Origin of the sequence: Bartonella rattaustraliani AUST/NH4 (assembly GCF_000312565.1) — a bacterium.
Classification (GTDB): domain Bacteria; phylum Pseudomonadota; class Alphaproteobacteria; order Rhizobiales; family Rhizobiaceae; genus Bartonella; species Bartonella rattaustraliani.
The window spans coordinates 1-20,370 of the sequence record NZ_CALW02000054.1 but is presented as its reverse complement, the minus strand read 5'-3'; the positions used below and the strand labels follow the sequence as shown (position 1 = coordinate 20,370).

Below are 20,370 nucleotides of genomic sequence, written 5' to 3'. Positions count from 1 at the left end.
CTGAACTGAACTGAACTGAACTGAACTGAACTGAACTGAACTGAACTGAACTGAACTGAACTGAACTGAACTGAACTGAACTGAACTGAACTGAACTGAACTGAACTTGGAAACCTTGGAAACCTTGGAAACCCTGTCATTTTTGACAGTCATAAATCAAGCTTAAAAACACATCAAAAAGGTTTTTCACAAGAAAATAACAGAAGAAAACATACATAAAAACAATCAAACCGATAGTTTTTGTCTGTCTCACACCAAAAGAGATAAAAAATCCATGAAAGAATGAATACAGCCCCAAATACCTATGGGGAGTTGAGGAATAAGGCGCCCTCAAAAAATGCTCAAAATCTCAAAAAAAACGTGGAAGGGGGGAATTTTACCCAAAGAGTTTAACACTCTCACAAATCACCCTATCTTACGCCACCCTATATTACGAAGGAAAAAATATGCTAGAGCAAAATTATCTGTATAAAAATACAAACACCCTGAGGAATAAATATAACATAAAAGATCCCAAAAAACTTTATGAACGCTGTGCTCATGATGCAGCCAGAGCCGCGGTCAATTTTCGCCATGAGCCACTTCCCCTAAAATTTGATGCCGCCTATCTGAAACAAATTCACTGGAGCCTTTTTTATAAAAGTTTTGAATGGGCTGGACAGACCCGCGATAAAATCTTTACCTTTTCAGATGGCAGTAAAGCCCATATGCCAGCTATGCGACCAAAAGGTCATGATCTTCCTTTTGCTATTGGTCCACAAATTACAAGAGAGCTTAAACAACTCGAGAACATGCTTCATGAGAAAAACAATTTACGCGGTTTGTCGTGCCAAGATTTTGCTGAAAATGCTGCTGATGTTTTCATGAGACTCGACCATGCGCATCCTTTCAGAAAAGGCAATGGGCGCGCGCAACGAATGTTTATGGAAAAACTTGGGCAATGTGCGGGTTATTCAATTGACTTTGCTTCTATCACAAAGGAACGCATGGTGCAGGCTAGTGTTCAAGCCATGCAACATGGCAATCCACAACCGATGAGAGATCTTTTTGAGGACGCCACGAATCCACAAAAAACGCTTATTTTAAAAGAATTTATCGGGCAAATGAGACATTCTGGATTTGAGGAAATTAATGATCGTCTTGTTGTCGCAGCAAAAGAAGGTGAAACCTATAACGGCATCTATAAAGGTCATGCCGCAGAAGGTTTTGTGATAGAAATAGGAGAGGCTTTCGTCGTTGGGCACAAAGATGATCTCACACCAGAGCAAATAAAAACATTACAAAACGGTGCAGAAATCTCCTTCACAAAAACAAACGTTCAAAGCTTAAAAAAAATTCTAATCCCAAGCGAGAATTGTGCCCCTCTCACTGAAGAAGAATGTCTTTTAAAGGTTTCTGAAAATTTCTTTGTTACAGCATGCAAAAGAAATATCGAGCATTTATCAAAAACTGTTTATGGCAATAAACACATTCTTGGCACAACAATGGATAGGATCCATACAGATCCAAACGCATGCATACAACTTGCCGATCAAATTATCCAAAACCCTCAATCATTTTCCCATCTTGCAGGGAGGAAAATACTTGGCATAAAAAGTCAAAATCGCAGACAGGCTGAAAAGCAAGCCCCGCAGCTTGGAGAAGCACTGAAAAATTACGCGACAACAGTACAACAAACAAAAGAGGAAATTTTAGAGCACCACCAAAGAGAACAAAACCGCTTACAACGCTCTGTCGAAGTACCGAGTAAAAACTTACAAAATCTTTTTTCCTTACCAGCAGAACAACAAAGAGAAGCCTTGTCCCATTCTAAAACCCTACAAAAAGAACTGCATGTTTTGTCACGTCAATTACGGAGTCGTTTATCACGAGATGACCGGAGCGCCATAGAGGAAAATAACCATACACGGCTTTCTTGTCTTCTTGGTGTCTCAGAAAGTAAAGCACGAGAGATTTCTCAAACCGTGAAATGCACACAAGAAGCACAATGCCATCTCCGTTCCCTCAAAGTCAGCCGTTCTTCATCAATGGCTCTTACGGGGACTCTTACGAGTTAAACGCGCATGTTTTCGTTTTTCACCACATTTCTTTTTCACCGCATCTCTTGGCGAAAATCATCTCAATAACCACCAAGAGTTGTTATAAAATATGATAAAGAATATCCACCAAAATAAATCCCGTAATGTTATATAACTGCCCATAATTTTATATAACGTATTGATAAAATTTCACAAAAAAACTGTATAAAAGTCACAAAGACACATTATGATATTACCTTGAATAGCGCAGAATCTTTGGAGATCATTCGTGCGGAGAGTTTGTTTGTGGAAAAAACAATCATAGCATGAAGGGAGAGAATGCATCAAAGAGGTTTTCTAGAAATATTGAAAGGAAACTCGCATGAAAAAACATCAGTCCCCCACACCACCTCAACCCGAAGAAACCCCCTATGCACAGCCTCAAGAGCCAAACAGAAGACCAACCACGCAAAACCCAGAGGGCCTCTACGCAAAGGTCAATAAACTGGGCAGAGGGCAGCAGCGTCCCCCCCTGGAAAGCGTCTACGCAAAAATTGAACAACCAGGCGGAGGACAGCACCATCCAAACCCAGAATTACCCTATACACTGGCTCAAGAGCCGAATAAAGGACCAATCCCCCAAGCTCCAAACGCGAGCCCCTACTCAATCCCTAGAGGGAAACCAGACCTTCAAGCAAAAAGTGGAGATGAGGACATAATACAACAACCAACGATCTCCTCTTCCCCTCAAAGTCCTGGATACAGACCTCAACAACCGGTTATCCCCTCCTCCAATGAAGGTGGAGAACATAGACCTCAATACCCCATTCATCCCCCCAATCAAGGTGGGTATACACCTTTCCCCATCACTTATACGCCTCAAGGAGAAGTATCTGGATTGCACGCAACTTCTCAAAGAAAAGGACTAGGAGCAAGCCCCTACTTAGTGGTTGATCTGTCGAGTGATGGTGGCAAAACTCCTCCAGGAACAGGAATGGGCCCCTACTCAGTGGTTGAGCTGTTTGGAAAAGATGGAGAACCTCTTCAAAAAGGAGAGGACCTCTACGAAGAGGTACCCCAAGGAAGGACAACTCCCGCAAAAGAGTATTTTCCTGAACTCCTTAAACAAAACATAGAGGTTCAATATGGCCGAGCAGAAATCCGGCAGTGGTGCCAAGCTGTTTATGGCAATAAGCATGCCTTAGAAAACCACCTTTCTCAAGTTCTTGAAAATCCTATGGGAGCGGGAGAGGTCTTAAATGCACTTCTTGAAAATCCTGAAATGGGTGGAAAACTTGCAGGCACCAAAGCACTTGGTATGAAAAGCCCAAGACGCAAAGAAGCTGAAGATGATTTTCAACATCTTTGTGCAGCATTTGATAGACATGTATTAACTACACAAAGAGTACAAAAAGAACTTATACATAAACGGGAAGGCCCTGGACAAAGACGAAGAGAACCAGAAGGACAAGAAGCTGAACACAGTCCTCATCACCATAACCAACACCGACATCACAGAAGAGAGGAAAGACGGCACTCTCCAGAGCAACAACAGCAACGCAGTAGAGACTCTTCCCCTACAGGCATGTCTTTTGCCATGTAGCATGTATAATTTCACCTAACTTCTGAGCGCAAGCCATTTTCTATGGGTTGCGCTATTTTTCACACAAAATCACAAAATAAAATAAATTTTGAATTATATAACATGAAGCCAAATACTTGGCATAAAAAACCCAAAACGCAGAGAAGCTGAAAAGAATTTTGGCCCCCTTTGTGCAGCATTTGAGAGATATGTGAGCACTGCACAAAGAGTACAGAAAGAGCTTACACGTGGGCAAGAAGGCCCTGGACAAAGACGAAGAGAACCAGAAGGACAAGAAGCTGAACACAGTCCTCATCACCACAACCAACACCGACATCACAGAAGAGAGGAAGAACGGCATTCGCCAGAACAACAACAGCAACGCAGCAGAGACTCTTCCCCTACAGGCATGTCTTTTGCCACGTAGCATGCATAAGGCTTGGCTTTTTACCTAACTTCTGAGCACAAGCCATTTTCTATGGGTTGCGCTATTTTTCACGCAAAACCACAAATAAAATAAATTTTGAATTATATAACATGAAGTCAAATACTTGGCATAAAAAGCCCAAAACGCAGAGGAGCTGAAAAGGATTTTGGCCCCCTTTGTGCAGCATTTGAGAGATATGTAAACACTGCACAAAGAATACAGAAAGCGCTTACACGTGGGCAAGAAGGTCCTGGACAAAGGCGAAGAGGACCAGAAGGACAAGAAGCTGAGCATAGGCCTCATCGCCACCAACACCGACATCACAGAAGAGAGGAAGAACAGCACTCTCCAGAGCAACAACAGCAACGCAGCAGAGAGTCTTCTCCTAAAGGCATGTCTTTTGCCATGTAACATGCATAAGGCTTGATTTTTCAACTAACTTCTGAGCGCAACCCATAGACAATGGCTTGCGCTTTTTTCACGCAAAACCACAAATAAAATAAATCCCGAGGTTTTATATAACATATTGATAAAATTTCACAAAAAAACTGTATAAAAGTCACAAACCCCCATTATGATTGCCCATGAATAGCGCAGAATCTTTGGAGATCATTCATGCGGATATTTTTCTCTAGAAAAAGTTCTCAGATCATGAAGGAAGGAAATGCACCAAAGAGGTTTTCTAACACAGTTCTTGAAAGGAAACATGCATGAAAAGACATCAGCACCCCCAACCATCTCAAACCCCAGAAGAAGGCCTCTATGCGCAGGTTAATAAATCAAGAGGAAGAGGACAAAACTCGCAACAACCTAGAGAAGTCCTCTATGCAGATATCCAACATCCAGGAGAAAGAGAACAAAGCCCACAACAGCCTAGAGAAGTCCTCTATGCAGATATCCAACATCCAGGAGAAAGAGGGCAAAACCCGCAACAGCCTGGAGAAGTCCTCTATGCAGATATTAACCAGGGCGGCAGACGGCAGCACCACCATCGACCAGGAGATACAGACTACACAGAAGTAAATACAAGAGGAAAAGGTCACCACCACCACAGACCAGGAGACACAGACTACGCAGAAGTGAATACAAGAGGAAGAGGTCACCACCACCACAGACCAGGAGACACAGACTACACAGAAGTGAATACAAGAGGAAGAGGTCCTGATCTCTCAGAGGAAGACATCACTAAAATGGCTGGAAACGATCCCCATGTCCAAGCATATAGAGGCGAGGTTCAACATTGGTGTAAGATTGTTTATGGAAGCAGCAGTCTCTTTGATAAACACCTAGATGATATTCTTCGAAACCCTCGTCTAGGATCAGAGGTTTCATGGGATCTTGCCGCAAACCCTACAGGTATACATAAGCTTGCTGGAACGGGACTTGGAGGCTTAAAATCAACGGCACGCAAAAGAGCAGAAAACGGTTTTAAACCCTTGTGCGATGCTCTTGACGGTTTTACAAAAGCTGCAGAAAACGTCAGAGAGAGGCTTCAGCGTAACCCTCACGCAGAAGTGAAACGCCAAGAGCAGTTACAAAGCGGAGAACGCACTCAACAAATAGAACAAGAGAGACAACAACAACACGCCCCTGAAGAGCAGCAACGACGCAGGCTCGCCGAACGCAGACAGGCTCTTGCGATGTAAACACGAGCTCTAGTTTTTTATCTTATTTTGATCCCCTAGCGCAATTCATTTACAAGAATTGCCCTAGGGTTTTTTGCGCAGATTTGCAGAAAAAATCTCTTAAAATTAAAGCACATAATTTTATATAAGCTATTGATAAAATTTCATAAAAAAACTGTATAAAAGTCACAAAACCCCATTATGATCGCCCGTGAATAGCGCAGAATCTTTGGTCGTCATTCAAAAGACAAGCTTTCCCTAAAGAAAAGCCGTAGAGAATGCACCAAAGAGGTTTTCTAACACAGTTCTTGAAAGGAAACATGCATGAAAAAACACCACCCCTCCTCCCCTACACCACGCCCTTCGGTAAAAGAATTAGCGGCACAATTTGAGCACTTAGCGGCAGGAGATTCTGGCTCAAAACCTTCTTTCAAGACACCTCCAAAGAAAACACACCACACACCAGAAGAACTTAAAAACCCTCCCGCAGAAACACTTGAACAACCTGCTGTGGTTGCCTCTCCCTCAAGCGCCCCCTCCACAAAAGCCTCCCCACCAAAACCACCCCGTTTGAACAGAGGCAGTGTGAAAAATATCAACGAAAGCACCTCAAAAAAACAAGAGAAGACACATCACACAAAAAAAGATCTAGAACAAACTGCTGCGGTTGCTTCAACTTCAAGTGCTTCAGTCAAAGCAACAGTCTCTCTCTCACGAGAACAAATCACAGTCTTAGCATCCAACCACTCCTTGGTTAAAGTCTATAAAGCGGAAATCACACGTTTGTGTAAAGCCGTTTATGGCAATGAAGATGCCCTCAGCAGTAAAATGGAAGAAATTCAACAAAACCCTGAGAAGGCAAATGAATTACCATGGCAAATTTTAAATCATCCCACAAGTATTACAAAACTTGCGGGCTCTCAAACATGTGGTGTAAAAAACGGTATGCGCAAACAGGCTGAAAAAAATATTTCCCATCTCTCTGATGCTGTGGAATGTTTTATACAAGCTTCACAATATGCACAAGAAAGCTTGTCGCGCTCTCCAGAGAAAGAGCTCCCATACTACGAACGAACCCTAGGCGGTGAAACACTGGCGAACATCTTAAAAAATCCGCATCATCCTACACCAGAAAAAGCAACCACTCTAGAGGATGAGGTTGTGAACAGAGCACGGAGAAGCTCTGTCATCGGACGCTATGAAACGCAAATCCAACATTGGAGCAAAGTTGTTTTTGGGAAAGAAAGGGTTTTGGAAGCTGAAATAAAGGGAATTTTACACACCCCTCTTAAAGGTGAACAGCTTTTACAAAACCTTGAACGAGATCCTACCTCTTTTCATAAACTGAGAGGAAGCGATGTCTGTGGTATCAAAAGCCGTGCTCGCGTACAGGCTGAAAATGGTCTTGAACATCTGTGTTCAGCCATTGAAAATTATACTGAAACAGTAGACACAATAAGAAGGCATGTTCTAAGAACGCATCGAGGACAACACACACGCGCTGAACAATCTCCTCAACTGGATCAAAACTTGCAAAAAGATCAAGTTCCATCGCAATCTTTGAAAGAAGAGCAGCAGCGACAAAGGTCAGATGTTCGCTCACAAAAAGCTTCAACATCAAAAGCGCTGTCTTATGCCTATTAAGCGTGTGCTTTTATTTTTAATCTGATTTCTTGGCGCAGTTCACGTATCGTGGTTTGCGCCAAGAAGATATATGTAAAGTGAGGAAAAAATTTCACCAACAACGCATTACTTCATCAACCATAAAAATGATAAAAATCTGCGCAAACACTGCAAAAATTGCATGTATCCCATGCAAACAATGCAAAGCCTTTTGAAACCATTCAAAATGGCGAGTCTCCTTTGAACAATAAAAAAAATATTAAGGAGCAGAAAGAGATTTTCTAGAAGCAAACACCGTAAAAACTTGAAAGGAAAATGCATGAAAAAAACGCGGACCTCCCCCTCAGTTCAAGAATTAAGAAAACTCTTTGAACAATCTGCGGTGGCAACTCCTCCCTCTCCACCCCGCCCCACAAAAATGACACCTCCAAAACAGCTACGCGAGAAAGACACAGAGCAAAGCCAAGCACCTCTCCAACAAAGCGCAGCACAAAGCACAAAAGCCTCCCCTCCAACACCACCACGTGAGAAAAATAGAGATCTCAGCCAAACTCCTCTCCAACAAAGTGCAACACAAGACACGAAAGCCTCCCCTCCAACACCACCGCGCGCAAAAGACAGAGAACCAAATCAAACACCTCTCCAACAAAGCGCAAAAGCTTCTCCTCCAAGACCACCGCGTGCAAGAGATAGAGATCTCAGCCAAACACCTCTTCAGCAAAGCGCAACACAAGGTACAAAAACCTCCTCTCCAACACCACCGAGCGTAAAAGACAATGAACAAACCACAACCAGCGCATTCACCCAAGAAGACAAAGAACTATATGCTGTATCGCGAAAACAACTTCGTACAAACAGCAAGAAGCATAGAAGATCAGAAGCCCAAGAAGGTGAACCTCTATATGCTGTGCCGCAAAAACAACTTCGCGCAAAAAGCAAGAGGCATAGAAGATCAGAAAACTTAGAGGACTCAAGTCTATACGCGACAGCGACTCCATCAAGCCCGCATACGAGAGAGAAACTTAGCTCTATCTTGCAAAGAAATTTTCTGCTAGAAGCCTATAAAGATGAAATCCGACATTGGTGCTATTTTACTTATAAAGATCGGCTTGTCTTAGAAAAAGAAGTTGAGGAAATCCAAAGAGATCCCGAGCGAGGAGATGAATTATTATCGCAAATTACCCAAAAGCCTCAATCTGTTGCGAAACTTGCTGGAAAAAACATATTGGGCGTGAAAACAGATGCACGCAAAGAAGCGGAGAAAAGTTTGTCCCCTCTCTGTGCTGCTCTTCATGGTTATACGAACATTATAAGACAGATGAGAAGCATAGATTGGGCGGCTAAGACAAAACAAAAACCACAACGACGCGTAAGTGATGAAGGAAAGGGCGCTGAAAGCCTGCAAAAAATGCTTCATCCTGAAGAAAAAAGAACCTCTCTCTCATCAAAGGATATGAACAAAGATCCATTTGTCCAACATTCTAAAAAAGAAGTCCAATATTGGTGTAAGGCCGTTTTTGGAGACAAGCACATTTTGGATAACAGACTTGAAGATATTCAAAAAGTCCCTGGCATGGGCGAAGAACTTGCGTGGCAAGTGACATACCACCCTACATTTTTTTCTCATCTTGCTGGGAGAAAAACACTTGGTGTAAAAAATGCTGCACGTAAATACGCCGAAGCAAGCCTTCCTTGCCTGAAAAGCGCCATTGAGGATTATACAGACACTGTACAACGAAAAAAAGAATATTTACAGCAACAACAATCATCTGCTAAACAATTGCAAAAGCAACAGACAACCATGGAGTCTCCTCAATTGTCTGAACGCTCACCAGAAAATGTGCGTCATGAATCTGGAGAGACTTCTCTCCAAAGAGAAAACACACCACCAGAACTTCCACCACGCAAAACAAGAACAATAAAAACGGTCGCTTTAGTCCATTAAAGCCTACGTAAGCTTTGGCTTTAAATCAAATCTCTTGGTGCAATCAACACGAAAAAATTGTACCAAGAGTCCTCTTATAGACTTCAGAAAAATATCTCAAAAAACATTGCCCGTTATTCAACTTAACGATTTGATAAAGTTTTTATTAAAGCCGATCACCCTTCCTGCAGAAAAGACAAAGTCTTTATAAATCATCCAAATGGGAACCTTCCAAAATGCATTTCTTCGTTGAGGAAAAGCAATCATTAAAGTCAAGAAAGAGAGGATGACAAAGAGGTTTTTAAAAAACAAATTTAAAAAAAAGCTTGAAAGGAAGCATGCATGGAAAAAGATCACATCAAGCATTCTGTCTCTCTCACGCTAGAAGAGTTTCAAAAACGCCGCCACTCGATAAATACAGCCTTCTATGCCGTTAATGTGGCTCTTTATAAACACATAAAAAAGCATTCTGCCTCTTTTACAGGCGAAGAATTGCAAAAACACCGTCAAGCAATTCATGCCGCCATCCATAGACAAATCAATAAGTCATCACAAAATTTTTTTTACCCCAAGAGCCAAGTTCTGAAAAATAAATATGGCCTCACAAATTCAGAAAAATTGAAAGAGCAATGTGCCCATAATGTCAGGCAAGAAATGCTCAAACTGCTTCAAGAACCACCACCAGAACAATTTGATTCCTCCTATCTAAAACATCTTCATAAACGCCTCTTTCACCACACATATGAATGGGCCGGACACACCCGCGATAATCTCTTTACCTTTTCAGATGGCACCCTTGCCTTTACACCGGTTTTGAAAGAAAAAAACTTTACAAAGCCTTTTGCTACGGGCAAAAAAATTCAGGAGGGGCTTCAAAACTTAGATAAACTGCTCACTGAACAGAACAATTTACAAGGCTTAACACGCGAAGAGTTCATTGAGCATGCCGCTAAAATAATGATCAATTTGCACTCTTTACATCCTTTCAGGAAAGGCAATGGGTGCACAATACAGCTTTTTATTGAAAAACTTGCAAAAGCAGCAGGTCATAGCACAGATTTTTCTCTTGTCACAAAAAAACGGAGGATATTTGTCCACACCTGTGCAATGAATCATAATGATTCAAAACCTATGGAGCATCTGCTTGAAGATCTCTCAAATCCAGAAAAAACACCTCTTTTAATGGAATTCATCAATTCCATAAAGGCGCTTAATCTTGATGAAAAAAGTGATCATCTGGCGACCATAGCACAAGAAGGCCATACCTACCATGGCATTTATAGAGGCAGTGGGAAAAATTATTTTATGGTTGAGGTGAATGGCACGCTTATCCTTAGCCATAAAAAAAATCTTACCTCAGAGCAAGTGGAAGCACTCACAATTGGTGATACGCTCTCTTTTACAGTGCCAAAGACACAAAAGCTGCAGAAAAAAGAACAAACGACAAAGCAAATTTTTCAACCTTCTTCTCTGAAGCAAACGCAAAAAGGATTAACCACTTTACAAATCAATGAGACGCTTAAAAATGATATCACCACAGACCCCATAAAAGAGCAAAAATTCTCTTCTCATCCCAAAAGTGGACATTTTAACCTCAAGAGTAAACAAGGTTTCACCAAACAAGGACTCAACAAAAAAGCAAAATATAGCCCCAACATTGCTCCAGAAAGTGTTGAGGCTGCATTACCCTCTCTTACAGAGTGGGATTCATTGTTAAAAATCTACGAAAAGGATATATCACCGCGCAATTTCTTTTATCCCAATAATATCACATTGAAAAATAAATATGGAATAAAAGACTATAAACAATTGCAAATGCAATGTGCGCATGACTCAGTAAAAGCAACCATAAATCTACGCCAAGAAGCACCACCACAAAGGTTAACATCCACATATCTTTTCTATATTCATCACACTTTGTTTAAAAACACTTTTGAATGGGCAGGGCAAACACGTGAAAAACCATTTACCTTCGCAGATGGAACCATTGCCTGTATGCCAGAGATGAAAAAAGACAGTCTTCCTTTTGCACAAGGGGGAGAGATACAGGAGCGTCTTAAAAATTTCGATCAAACACTGATCCAGAAAAATCATTTAAAAGACTTAACCCGCGAAGCGTTTGTTGAAAATGCCGCGGAAATGATGCTAGAATTGAACTATACGCATCCTTTCAGAGAAGGCAATGGACGGACACAAAGGCTATTTTTTGAAAAACTTGCTGAAGTTGCGGGACATAAATTAGACTTTTCTCTTGTCACAACACAACGCATGACAGTTGCCAGTATGGCCTCACGACGATCAAACGATTCACAGCCCATGAAATATTTGTTTGATGATATCTCCGATCCTGAAAAAACGATTATTTTAAAAGAGTTTATGGATCATATGAAAAAGATTGACCCTGATCATATAAATCATCGTGTTGTGATAACAGCCAAAGAAGGTGAAACCTATACGGGCTTTTATCGAGGCAGTGGAAACAATGGTTTTATGGTTGATGTTCATGGTACTTTTGTCATAGGGCGTAAAGATAATCTGCCACCAGAGCAAGTAAAAACATTAAAAATTGGTGATACTCTCTCTTTTACAGTACCAAGGGCGCAAAATGTGCAAAAAACATTGATTCCAGGAGAGAAAAAAACACCTCTCACGAAAAGCGAACTTGCTGAAAGTGTTTACAATAATGTATTCGTCCAAGAAGCGGTCCAAAAAATCGAACATCTCTGTAAGATTGTTTATGGAAATCAACATGCTTTGCAAAACAAGATACCGCCCATTAAAATTCCAGTATCTGCCCCAAATATCGCAGCGAGTGAGCGTTTTGCGCAGCATATTGCAATATTTCCTCACACTCTTCATAAACTTTGTGGTTTTAAACTATGCGGCATTAAAAACCGCACACGTGTGCATGCTGAAGAAAACATTTTGCCTCTCAGTCACGCTATTTTGGATTATATCGACGCTATCAAACAAGCAGAAAAAAATATTTTGCAAAACAACCAGAAAGAACAGCAACACTACCAGAAAGAACCGATAGAAATACCTAGTCAATGGATGCAAGATCTGCTTGCCTTATCAAAAGAACAACAAGAAGAAGTCTTATCAAAATCTCCTGAACAAAGAGCAGAAATAAATCTTTATATCAAGAGGATTCATAAACGTTTATCACCAAGTGAGCACGAAGCTATAAAGGACAATCATTACGAAAACCTTGCTAAAATGCTTGGCATATCAACAAACAAAGCAAAAGAAATTATAGAAACAGTCAAGAGCATAAAAGAAATACAACAAAGCCTCTCTTCCTCTTTTCACACAAACAATGCGCAATTGGCACAAAACCTGCAACATCTGATGAAAAAAAGTCATGACGAAAAACAGATAAACAGTCTTGTTACATCAGCCATGAAAGAAGAAAAAACCGCAGAAAGCATCAAGAAAAAAACGGCAATGCAGCACAACATTTCACCACATCAATCTGAAAATGTAAAAGTCATAGCAATGATCTGATACGCTAAGCTTTCATTTTTGAGTCCTTTCTCAAAAAAGATCACCCTTTCAAAAAGCTTACGGAGAATTTCAACACGACACATTGACTTATCATGATCATTTATTCATTTTGAATAGGAGACAAGAAAGCTGAAACTTGTAAGTCTCCTTCCTTTCCAACATATGAATATTCTACAACACATTTTCCATCACCCGCTCCGCTTCACTTGCACACAATAAGAGTAACGTGGCGTGTCAGTAAAAATCATGGAGCAAGGGTGAAAAATACCTGTTATGAATACGTTTTCATGCAAGAAGTATCACATTAATGCAAACACTATTGCAACATTGGAAACGAGCAAAGAGGAAGAATTTCAACACAAAACATTGATTTATCATGATCATTTATTCATTTTGAATAGGAGACAAGAAAGCTGAGACTTGTAAATCCCCCTCCTTTCCAACATATGGATATTCTACAACACATTTTCCATCACCCAATACGCTTCACTTGCACACAATAAGAGCAACGTGGCGTGTCGATAAAAATCATGGAGCGGAGCAAAGATAAAAAATACCTGTTATGAATACGTTTTCATGCAAGAAGTATCACATTAATACAAACAACACTGTTGCAACATTGGAAACGAGCAAAGAGAATGTGCCCCAAATTTGACATTATAGTGTTCACAAACGCCATTGCAAAATGATCTTAAAAAAATGCACCGTTGCAAAATGGACTCTCAAGCACTCAAAGAGATTTCTTTAAAACAATGCAAAAACTGTCGCAATATTGTAAAGAAAAAAAGAAAATAACGACGCCAATATTGATCTTTGATCCAGTATCTGCTTTTTATGAAATAATCAAGAATGAAACACAAGGTTCCTAATCCCCTGCACAAAAAATTATTGGCAAAATGGGCACTATTACAAAATGGACTTAAAAAAATCAGAGACATCCATAAAAAAGAAAGGCGTGAAACAGAAGAATTGAGAGACAGATAAAAACACTTTACAGTATACACACAAAAACACACGCTACACATATGTCGCCGCGTATTCATGTGCCTATATCAGCTTTCTTTATAGCCTTAAACAGCGTGAATCTTTATAGAATATAAAGAGCTTTTTTCATCATAATCATAATAAACATTAAAGCGGCATTTTCACTTTTATGAAAGTGAAGAGATATCAAATAATAAATCTACGTTTACAAACCTATATTCTGTGATAAGAGAGAAAAAAGAAATGCTATTAAAAGGTACAATATCCCCAAAAATGAAAGAAACATAAACTAGAGATACAACAGGCAAAGATATGACAGTCCCCTATTTTCCCACGCTCTTTATTTCTTTGGCCATTCCCCATATACCCAGCTTATGCGAAAACATGTTATCTTATAAAAACAATGAAGAGTAGCCATGCAAGTAAAAACCACCCTGCAAAAGAGACAAGGACAAGACAAACCTCTTCATGTACTCTTGTTGAGAGAAAGATAAACACCACCGTAAACCACATCTTAAGATATATGATTGTATAAGCATGTTCATCAAATCTGTACGCTCTAAAATGGTTTTTCTTTTCATCTTTTCTTCTTTACGACGAATCTGATATATTTTATGGTCTTGATTAAAAAAATTGCAACTGTTGCTTCTGGAACTTTGATGAGCCGCGTTTTTGGCTTTATACGCGAGATGTTGATGGCAGCAGCTCTTGGAACCGGTCCTGTTTCCGACGCATTCAATGCAGCTTTTCGTTTTCCCAATACATTCCGCCGTTTTTTTGCTGAAGGCGCTTTTAATGCAGCTTTTGTTCCTCTTTTTGCAAAAAAGATTACTGAGGATGGTCAAGAAGCTGCATGCAAATTTGCAGAAGAGGTTTTTGGTGTTCTCTTTTCGCTGCTGTTGCTTTTAACCATTGCGATGGAATTAAGCATGCCCTTTTTAGTCCGAACGATCATTGCGCCAGGCTTTACAGGGGATGCCACAAAGTTTAATGCCACAATTCATTTCACCGCAATCATGTTTCCCTATTTAACATGCATGTCTTTAGCAGCAATGATGGGAGGGATGTTAAATGCTTTGCGGCGCTATTTTATCGCAGCTGTCGCGCCACTTTTTTTGAATATTCTTTTGATTGGTGTTCTTGCCTATGCTTGGATCTATCAGCTTGACGCTTGGCATATTGGTTTAAATCTTTCCTGGGGCGTTTTAGCAGCAGGAATTCTCCAGCTCACTTTAATCGCTGTTGCTTTGCGTCAAAGTGGAATGAAAATTTTCCTGCGCCGCCCCCGTTTGAGCCCCAATGTCCGTAAGCTTCTAAACTTAGCATTCCCTGCGGCCATCACCGGTGGTATTACACAAATCAATTTGCTCATTAATACCAACATTGCTTCCAGCCAATCGGGTGCTGTTTCCTCTTTAATGTATGCTGATCGCCTTTACCAATTGCCACTTGGCGTTATAGCAATTGCCGTTGCCACCGTCCTTTTGCCAGAATTAACAAGAGCTCTACGCAATAAAAAACACAAAGAAACCCATGATTTGCAAAACCGCTCTATTGAGTTTACCTTGTTGTTAACACTACCGGCCTCCCTTGCCTTTTTGCTACTTTCCACCTCCATTGTCAGTTTACTGTTTGAACGTGGTCAATTTACCAGCCAATCAACCTATCATGTTGCACAATTGCTTGAACTTTATGGGCTAGGACTTCCAGCTTTTGTGTTAATCAAAGTGTTGATTCCGAATTTCTTTGCCCATGAAGATACAAAAACACCGATGATTTTCACCGGTATTTGCGTTGTCATCAATATCGGCTTTGCTTTAACGCTCTTTCCCCTTTTATCAGCGAGAGGAATTGTTATTGCTGAAATCACCTCTGGATGGGTAAACACCTTATTGCTTTGTGCTGTGCTCATCAAACGTGGCTATTGGGAATATGATGCACAATTGATAAAACGCATAACATGCCTGATGATTGTTACTGTGTTAAGCGCAGTAGGACTTCATTATCTGTTCAATATGCGTGGCTTTTTATCTTTTCCTTTATCCTCACAAGCCCCCTTTTTCTTGCATGCCCTCACCTTGGCTGGAATTATGCTTGTGATCTTCTTGGTCTATTTTTGTGCCTATTTTTTACTTGATACCCGTTCCTTTCTCCGCACTCTCAAAAATTTTAAAAAGCAGCTATAATATTTTTTCTTGCTTTCAGAAAGACCTCTTGTCACAAAATAGGAAACCAATGTCACAAAACAGAAAAACCAATCACTTTAGTTTAAGAAAGAGCGCTTCTATGGATACAATCGTACCTCTTGTTTTTTCCGGCGTACAACCGAGTGGTCACTTACATCTTGGAAATTATCTTGGCGCCATTAAACATTGGGTTGAACTGCAAAAATCCTATTCTTGCCTCTATTGCGTTGTGGACATGCACGCGCTTACAGTCAATCCAGATCCACGCACCTTAATTGAATCGACAAGAGCAGTTACAGCAGCTTTTTTAGCTTCCGGTATTGACCCTCAAAAACACATTATTTTCAACCAATCTCGTGTTTTTCAACATGCTGAACTTGCATGGATTTTTAATTGTATTGCGCGTATTGGTTGGCTCCAACGTATGACGCAATTTAAAGATAAAGCAGGAAAGGATCGTGAGCAAGCATCCCTGGGGCTTTTCGCTTATCCCAGCCTCATGGCGGCCGATATTTTACTCTACCGTGCCACGCATGTTCCTGTGGGTGAAGACCAAAAACAGCATGTTGAACTGACACGTGATATTGCACAAAAGTTTAATAACGACTATGCTCATCGCATTGCAAATTTGAATTTTGGTGTTTCAATGCAAGTGGGTGAGGAAAAAAGACAAGGCTTTTTCCCAATACCAGAAGCACTAATAGGGGAAACGGCTATGCGTGTTATGTCGCTGCGTGATGGGACAAAAAAAATGTCAAAATCCGATCCTTCCGATTTTTCACGCATTAATCTGACTGATGATGCTGATCTCATCGCAAAAAAGATACGCAAAGCCAAAACGGACTCCGCCCCCCTTCCCGACACACTCAAAGCCCTAGAAGGACGACCAGAAGTCGATAATTTGCTTGGTATTTATGCTGCCTTTGCCCAAGTGAGCAAAGACAAAGCGCTCTTAGAATTTGCAGGAAAACAATTTTCTCTTTTCAAAACATCCTTAGCTGATCTTGCAGTCCATAAACTTTCCCCAATCACACAAGAATTACGCCGGCTTCATAAAGAAAGTGGCTATATTGACTCCGTCTTGCATGATGGTGCGCAGCGTGCCAGCACCTTGGCAGAAAAGAATATGAAACAAGTCCGTGAAATCGTTGGGTTTTTGCACCATACATGAAATAAGAAAACAGGAACGATAAAGAGTAGAGAAAATTCATGGTCTCTCAGAAAAAAAGTTCGAAACCAAAGAACAAGAAAAAAATTTTGGTTATTATCGATGAAACACCAGAATGCCGGCGTGCTATTGCTTTTGCTGCACAATATGCTCAAAATAACAAGAGAACATTGGTGTTATTTTCTGTTATTGATAGTGTAGAATTTCAACATTTTCTAGGTGTAAATAACGTAATGCGCGCAGAATCAACGCAAATTGCCCATAAAATGTTGGGAAAAATTGCCAATGAGGTGCGTGCCACACACGCTCTTGAAACAGAAATTATTGTACGTGAAGGCAAAAAAGTTGATGAAATTTCTAACCTTATAGATGAAGATAAACAAATCGTGCTCATTGTTTTGGCAGCTAGTAGACACACCGAAGGCCCAGGACCGCTTGTTCAATTAATCGGAAATCGAGGAACAGCTTTTTCAATTCCTGTGACCATTATTCCAAGCAATCTTGAAGATGAAGATATTGAATCTATCGCTTAAAAGGCAATATTCTAAGATCGACAATCTTCTCAATCCTGCATCATTAAAGGAGAGTGTATGTTTATTCAAACTGAAGTTACACCAAACCCTGCAACACTTAAATTCCTTCCAGGTCGCGTGGTGCTTTCCGAAGGAGTTTTAGAATTTCGTGACCGTGAAGAAGCCGTTAAAAATTCGCCTTTAGCTGCTAAACTGTTTGATATCCCAAATGTTAATGGTATTTTTTTGGGTTATGATTTTATCACCGTAAGCAAAAAAGAAGGTGAATGGCAACACCTAAAACCTGTGATCTTAGGCACCATTATGGAGCATTTTCTTTCTGGTGATCCGGTAATTATCAGCAACGCGACAACACAAGCGCAAACCCATGCTCTTAATGAAGAGTTTTATGCAGAAAAAGATGCTGATATCGTCTTAACAATTAAAGAACTTCTTGAAACACGTGTTCGCCCAGCCGTTGCCAATGATGGTGGAGATATTACTTTCCGCGGCTTTGAAAATGGTATTGTTTACCTCAATATGCGCGGCTCTTGTGCGGGTTGCCCTTCTTCAACAGCAACGCTCAAACATGGTATTGAAAATCTTTTACGCCATTTCATTCCAGAAGTTCTCGGTGTTGAAGCTATGCCGCAATAAAGAAACATGCCTTGCCCGTGCAGTATGCACGACTAAGGTGCGAACTGGCACCATCATTATACTCACCAGCTCATGGTGTTGCAACAGCTCTTGCATGAAAGTGATTTGAGACATATTTTTCCTTCTGTCTTCTCTAATTTTATCCATATGCCAATTCCACTGAGTGTGTAAAGCCAAATGAATAAAATTGATCATAATGAACAAAGAAGAGAGAAGCTTGCAAGATTCGGGGTTATGATTTAAGATGAGCAACGTAATTTATCTTTATAAATCAGCATGTTGTATATTGATCACCACCATCTTCACACAATTGTTTAAAAGAAATATCTTTCAATGCTCACAAGCTCATTTCATGGGAACCCATTTCACTATGCGCAGCTTTTGTACAAGCTGCCCTTCTTCAACAGCAACGCTCAAACATGGTATTGAAAATCTTTTACGCCATTTCATTCTAGATGTTGAGTTATGCCGCAATAAGGAAACATGTCTTGCCCGTGCAGTGTGCTTTCTTACTCACTCATTGTGCAGCCTATTCACATGCTCATTTTGAATGAAACATCTCTCAATGCTCACAAACTCATTTCATGGTAGCCTATTTCACTATGCGCGGCTCTTGTGCGAGCTGCCCTTCTTCAACAGCAACGCTCAAACATGGTATTGAAAATCTTTTACGCAAGAAATATTTCTTTCTCGTGGACTGAAGCATAACACGAACACTGTTTTAAGTCCCGGAGGTATCAAATTTTGTACTGAGAATTATCCTTTGAAGATGCATGGCTTGAAGCGTGACACAAGCCTCATTTTGAGACAAAGGATTTTCACATACTATACTAATAGTTATCCGTTGGGAATACATGGCTTGGAGTATTATACAAATATTGTTTTGAGATGCCATTACTATTTTTATTAATAATGGAAAATTTGTTAACCGTTAGTGGTGGGGATTCTGTGATGGGTTGAGAACCTGCTTTCGCAGTGAGAATATGAAGTTTTTTCATTGGTCTTTCACATTTTATCACTGTTTGCATAATTTTGCTACATTGCCGGTTTGAAATACATTGATTTATAAAGATATCGTTATGAAATGTGAATCATAACCGCAAATATTGTAAGATTCTCTCATTTCAAATTTGTTCGTGATGAAATAATTTTATTCACTTGGCTTTACACACTCAGCGGAATTGGCATGAAAGTAAAACGGGAGAAGAAAGAAGAGAAACGTCTTTCATGAATCACCTTCATGCAAAGACTGTCGCATAACTTGAAGTGTGATAAGGGTGCTATTTTGAGGTGATGGTTTCAGATACTGCACTAATAGTTATCCTTTGGGACTGCGATAGATTGTGCAGCATATTCACACACTTGTTTTAAAGAAACATCTCTCAAGGCTCACAAGCTCATTTCATGGGAACCCATTTCACTATGCGCAGCTTTTGTACAAGCTGCCCTTCTTCAACAGCAACGCTCAAACATGGTATTGAAAATCTTTTACGCCATTTCATTCTAGATATTGAGTTATGCCGCAATAAAAAACATTCCTTACGTATGTATTGTGCTTTCTTACCCGTGGATTGGAGCATAATACGGACACTATTTTGAGTCTTGGTGGTATCAAATACTGTACTGATAATTATCTTTTGGGGCTACATGGATTGTACAGCATATTCATGCGCCTGTTTTAAAGAAACATCTCTCAAGGCTCACACCCCATTTCATGATGCCCATTCCACAGTAGTATCTGTGAATTATATAACGACAAAGCCATTGAGCGCCACCATTTTTATGTTTATAAAGATACAAGCCAGCGCTCTTCATTTTACACACCCACTCTCAACGTTACAACAGTTTTTATATTGAAAGCGCCTATAAAAAATCTTTTTCATTCTTAAATAATTTTTATCTACCCCTCTTGTTGAGAAACAAGCAAAGGGGCATTTTTCATGTATTATGAGAAAGATTTGGAATGAGAGAATTTTTATCTTCACCTCTCATTGAAGACACAAAATGACGGGTTATCCTTATAAATCAATATCTTGCCCCCAAAAGCACCCACCCCACTCCCCCTTAAACTTTTTTAACAAATTCCGACTTTAAGCTCATTTGACCAATACTAGGGATTTTACAATCAATATTATGGTCCCCATCAACCAAACGAAT

General features: G+C 40.2%; 12 protein-coding genes and 3 pseudogenes. 14 read left to right on the top strand and 1 reads right to left on the bottom strand.

The features are described from left to right. The first annotated feature begins 446 nt into the window (after nucleotides 1–446). The 14 genes and pseudogenes from BN67_RS07980 to BN67_RS13695 form a co-directional block, all read left to right on the top strand. Complete coding sequence (locus BN67_RS07980) at nucleotides 447–2,057, top strand: BID domain-containing T4SS effector (RefSeq protein WP_019223599.1); 1,611 nt, start codon at nucleotides 447–449, stop codon at nucleotides 2,055–2,057. A gap of 343 nt (nucleotides 2,058–2,400) precedes the next feature. After that, nucleotides 2,401–3,621 (top strand): BID domain-containing T4SS effector, encoded by a 1,221-nt coding sequence (locus tag BN67_RS14245; protein WP_019223598.1) that lies wholly within the window; start codon nucleotides 2,401–2,403, stop codon nucleotides 3,619–3,621. A gap of 190 nt (nucleotides 3,622–3,811) precedes the next feature. Next, nucleotides 3,812–4,027 (top strand): hypothetical protein, encoded by a 216-nt coding sequence (locus BN67_RS07970; protein WP_156791648.1) that lies wholly within the window; start codon nucleotides 3,812–3,814, stop codon nucleotides 4,025–4,027. 710 nt (nucleotides 4,028–4,737) lie between these two features. After that, nucleotides 4,738–5,673 carry a BID domain-containing T4SS effector gene (locus BN67_RS11915; RefSeq protein ID WP_019223595.1) on the top strand — a complete coding sequence of 312 codons (936 nt, stop codon included), beginning with the start codon at nucleotides 4,738–4,740 and terminating at the stop codon, nucleotides 5,671–5,673. Nucleotides 5,674–5,976: 303 nt separating this feature from the next. Continuing rightward, a complete protein-coding gene (locus BN67_RS07955) occupies nucleotides 5,977–7,296 on the top strand; it encodes a BID domain-containing T4SS effector (RefSeq protein WP_019223594.1) in 1,320 nt (439 codons plus the stop codon). 298 nt (nucleotides 7,297–7,594) lie between these two features. Then, nucleotides 7,595–9,220: a BID domain-containing T4SS effector gene (locus tag BN67_RS07945; protein WP_019223593.1), complete on the top strand. Its 1,626-nt coding sequence runs from the start codon at nucleotides 7,595–7,597 to the stop codon at nucleotides 9,218–9,220. Between the two features lie 321 nt (nucleotides 9,221–9,541). After that, entirely contained in the window at nucleotides 9,542–12,706 is a 3,165-nt protein-coding gene (locus tag BN67_RS07935; RefSeq protein WP_019223591.1) for a BID domain-containing T4SS effector, read from the top strand. Between the two features lie 1,598 nt (nucleotides 12,707–14,304). Further along, nucleotides 14,305–15,876, top strand: a complete 1,572-nt coding sequence (gene murJ, locus BN67_RS07925) for a murein biosynthesis integral membrane protein MurJ (RefSeq protein ID WP_019223589.1) — start codon at nucleotides 14,305–14,307, stop codon at nucleotides 15,874–15,876. A gap of 100 nt (nucleotides 15,877–15,976) precedes the next feature. Next, nucleotides 15,977–17,047: a tryptophan--tRNA ligase gene (gene trpS / locus BN67_RS07920; protein ID WP_019223588.1), complete on the top strand. Its 1,071-nt coding sequence runs from the start codon at nucleotides 15,977–15,979 to the stop codon at nucleotides 17,045–17,047. A gap of 38 nt (nucleotides 17,048–17,085) precedes the next feature. After that, a complete protein-coding gene (locus BN67_RS07915) occupies nucleotides 17,086–17,577 on the top strand; it encodes a universal stress protein (protein ID WP_019223587.1) in 492 nt (163 codons plus the stop codon). A gap of 57 nt (nucleotides 17,578–17,634) precedes the next feature. After that, nucleotides 17,635–18,213: a NifU family protein gene (locus BN67_RS07910; RefSeq protein WP_019223586.1), complete on the top strand. Its 579-nt coding sequence runs from the start codon at nucleotides 17,635–17,637 to the stop codon at nucleotides 18,211–18,213. 370 nt (nucleotides 18,214–18,583) lie between these two features. Further along, a pseudogene (locus tag BN67_RS14235) lies at nucleotides 18,584–18,763 on the top strand (NifU family protein); the annotation flags it as partial. Between the two features lie 43 nt (nucleotides 18,764–18,806). Further along, nucleotides 18,807–18,914: pseudogene (locus BN67_RS13700) on the top strand (NifU family protein); the annotation flags it as partial. 712 nt (nucleotides 18,915–19,626) lie between these two features. After that, nucleotides 19,627–19,812, top strand: a pseudogene (locus BN67_RS13695) (NifU family protein); the annotation flags it as partial. 465 nt (nucleotides 19,813–20,277) lie between these two features. Here the strand turns inward: BN67_RS13695 and BN67_RS11910 are convergent. Further along, nucleotides 20,278–20,370, bottom strand: a 93-nt coding sequence (locus BN67_RS11910; RefSeq protein WP_033313268.1) for a PhnA domain-containing protein, incomplete at its 5' end; no start/stop codon positions are given.

Excerpts from the sequence above, each read along its gene's own strand:
- BN67_RS07980 (WP_019223599.1), top strand. The coding sequence starts at position 447 with ATGCTAGAGCAAAATTATCTGTATAAAAATACAAACACCCTGAGGAAT.
- BN67_RS14245 (WP_019223598.1), top strand. The coding sequence starts at position 2,401 with ATGAAAAAACATCAGTCCCCCACACCACCTCAACCCGAAGAAACCCCC.
- BN67_RS11915 (WP_019223595.1), top strand. The coding sequence starts at position 4,738 with ATGAAAAGACATCAGCACCCCCAACCATCTCAAACCCCAGAAGAAGGC.
- BN67_RS07955 (WP_019223594.1), top strand. The coding sequence starts at position 5,977 with ATGAAAAAACACCACCCCTCCTCCCCTACACCACGCCCTTCGGTAAAA.
- BN67_RS07945 (WP_019223593.1), top strand. The coding sequence starts at position 7,595 with ATGAAAAAAACGCGGACCTCCCCCTCAGTTCAAGAATTAAGAAAACTC.
- BN67_RS07935 (WP_019223591.1), top strand. The coding sequence starts at position 9,542 with ATGGAAAAAGATCACATCAAGCATTCTGTCTCTCTCACGCTAGAAGAG.
- murJ (WP_019223589.1), top strand. The coding sequence starts at position 14,305 with ATGGTCTTGATTAAAAAAATTGCAACTGTTGCTTCTGGAACTTTGATG.
- trpS (WP_019223588.1), top strand. The coding sequence starts at position 15,977 with ATGGATACAATCGTACCTCTTGTTTTTTCCGGCGTACAACCGAGTGGT.
- BN67_RS07915 (WP_019223587.1), top strand. The coding sequence starts at position 17,086 with ATGGTCTCTCAGAAAAAAAGTTCGAAACCAAAGAACAAGAAAAAAATT.
- BN67_RS07910 (WP_019223586.1), top strand. The coding sequence starts at position 17,635 with ATGTTTATTCAAACTGAAGTTACACCAAACCCTGCAACACTTAAATTC.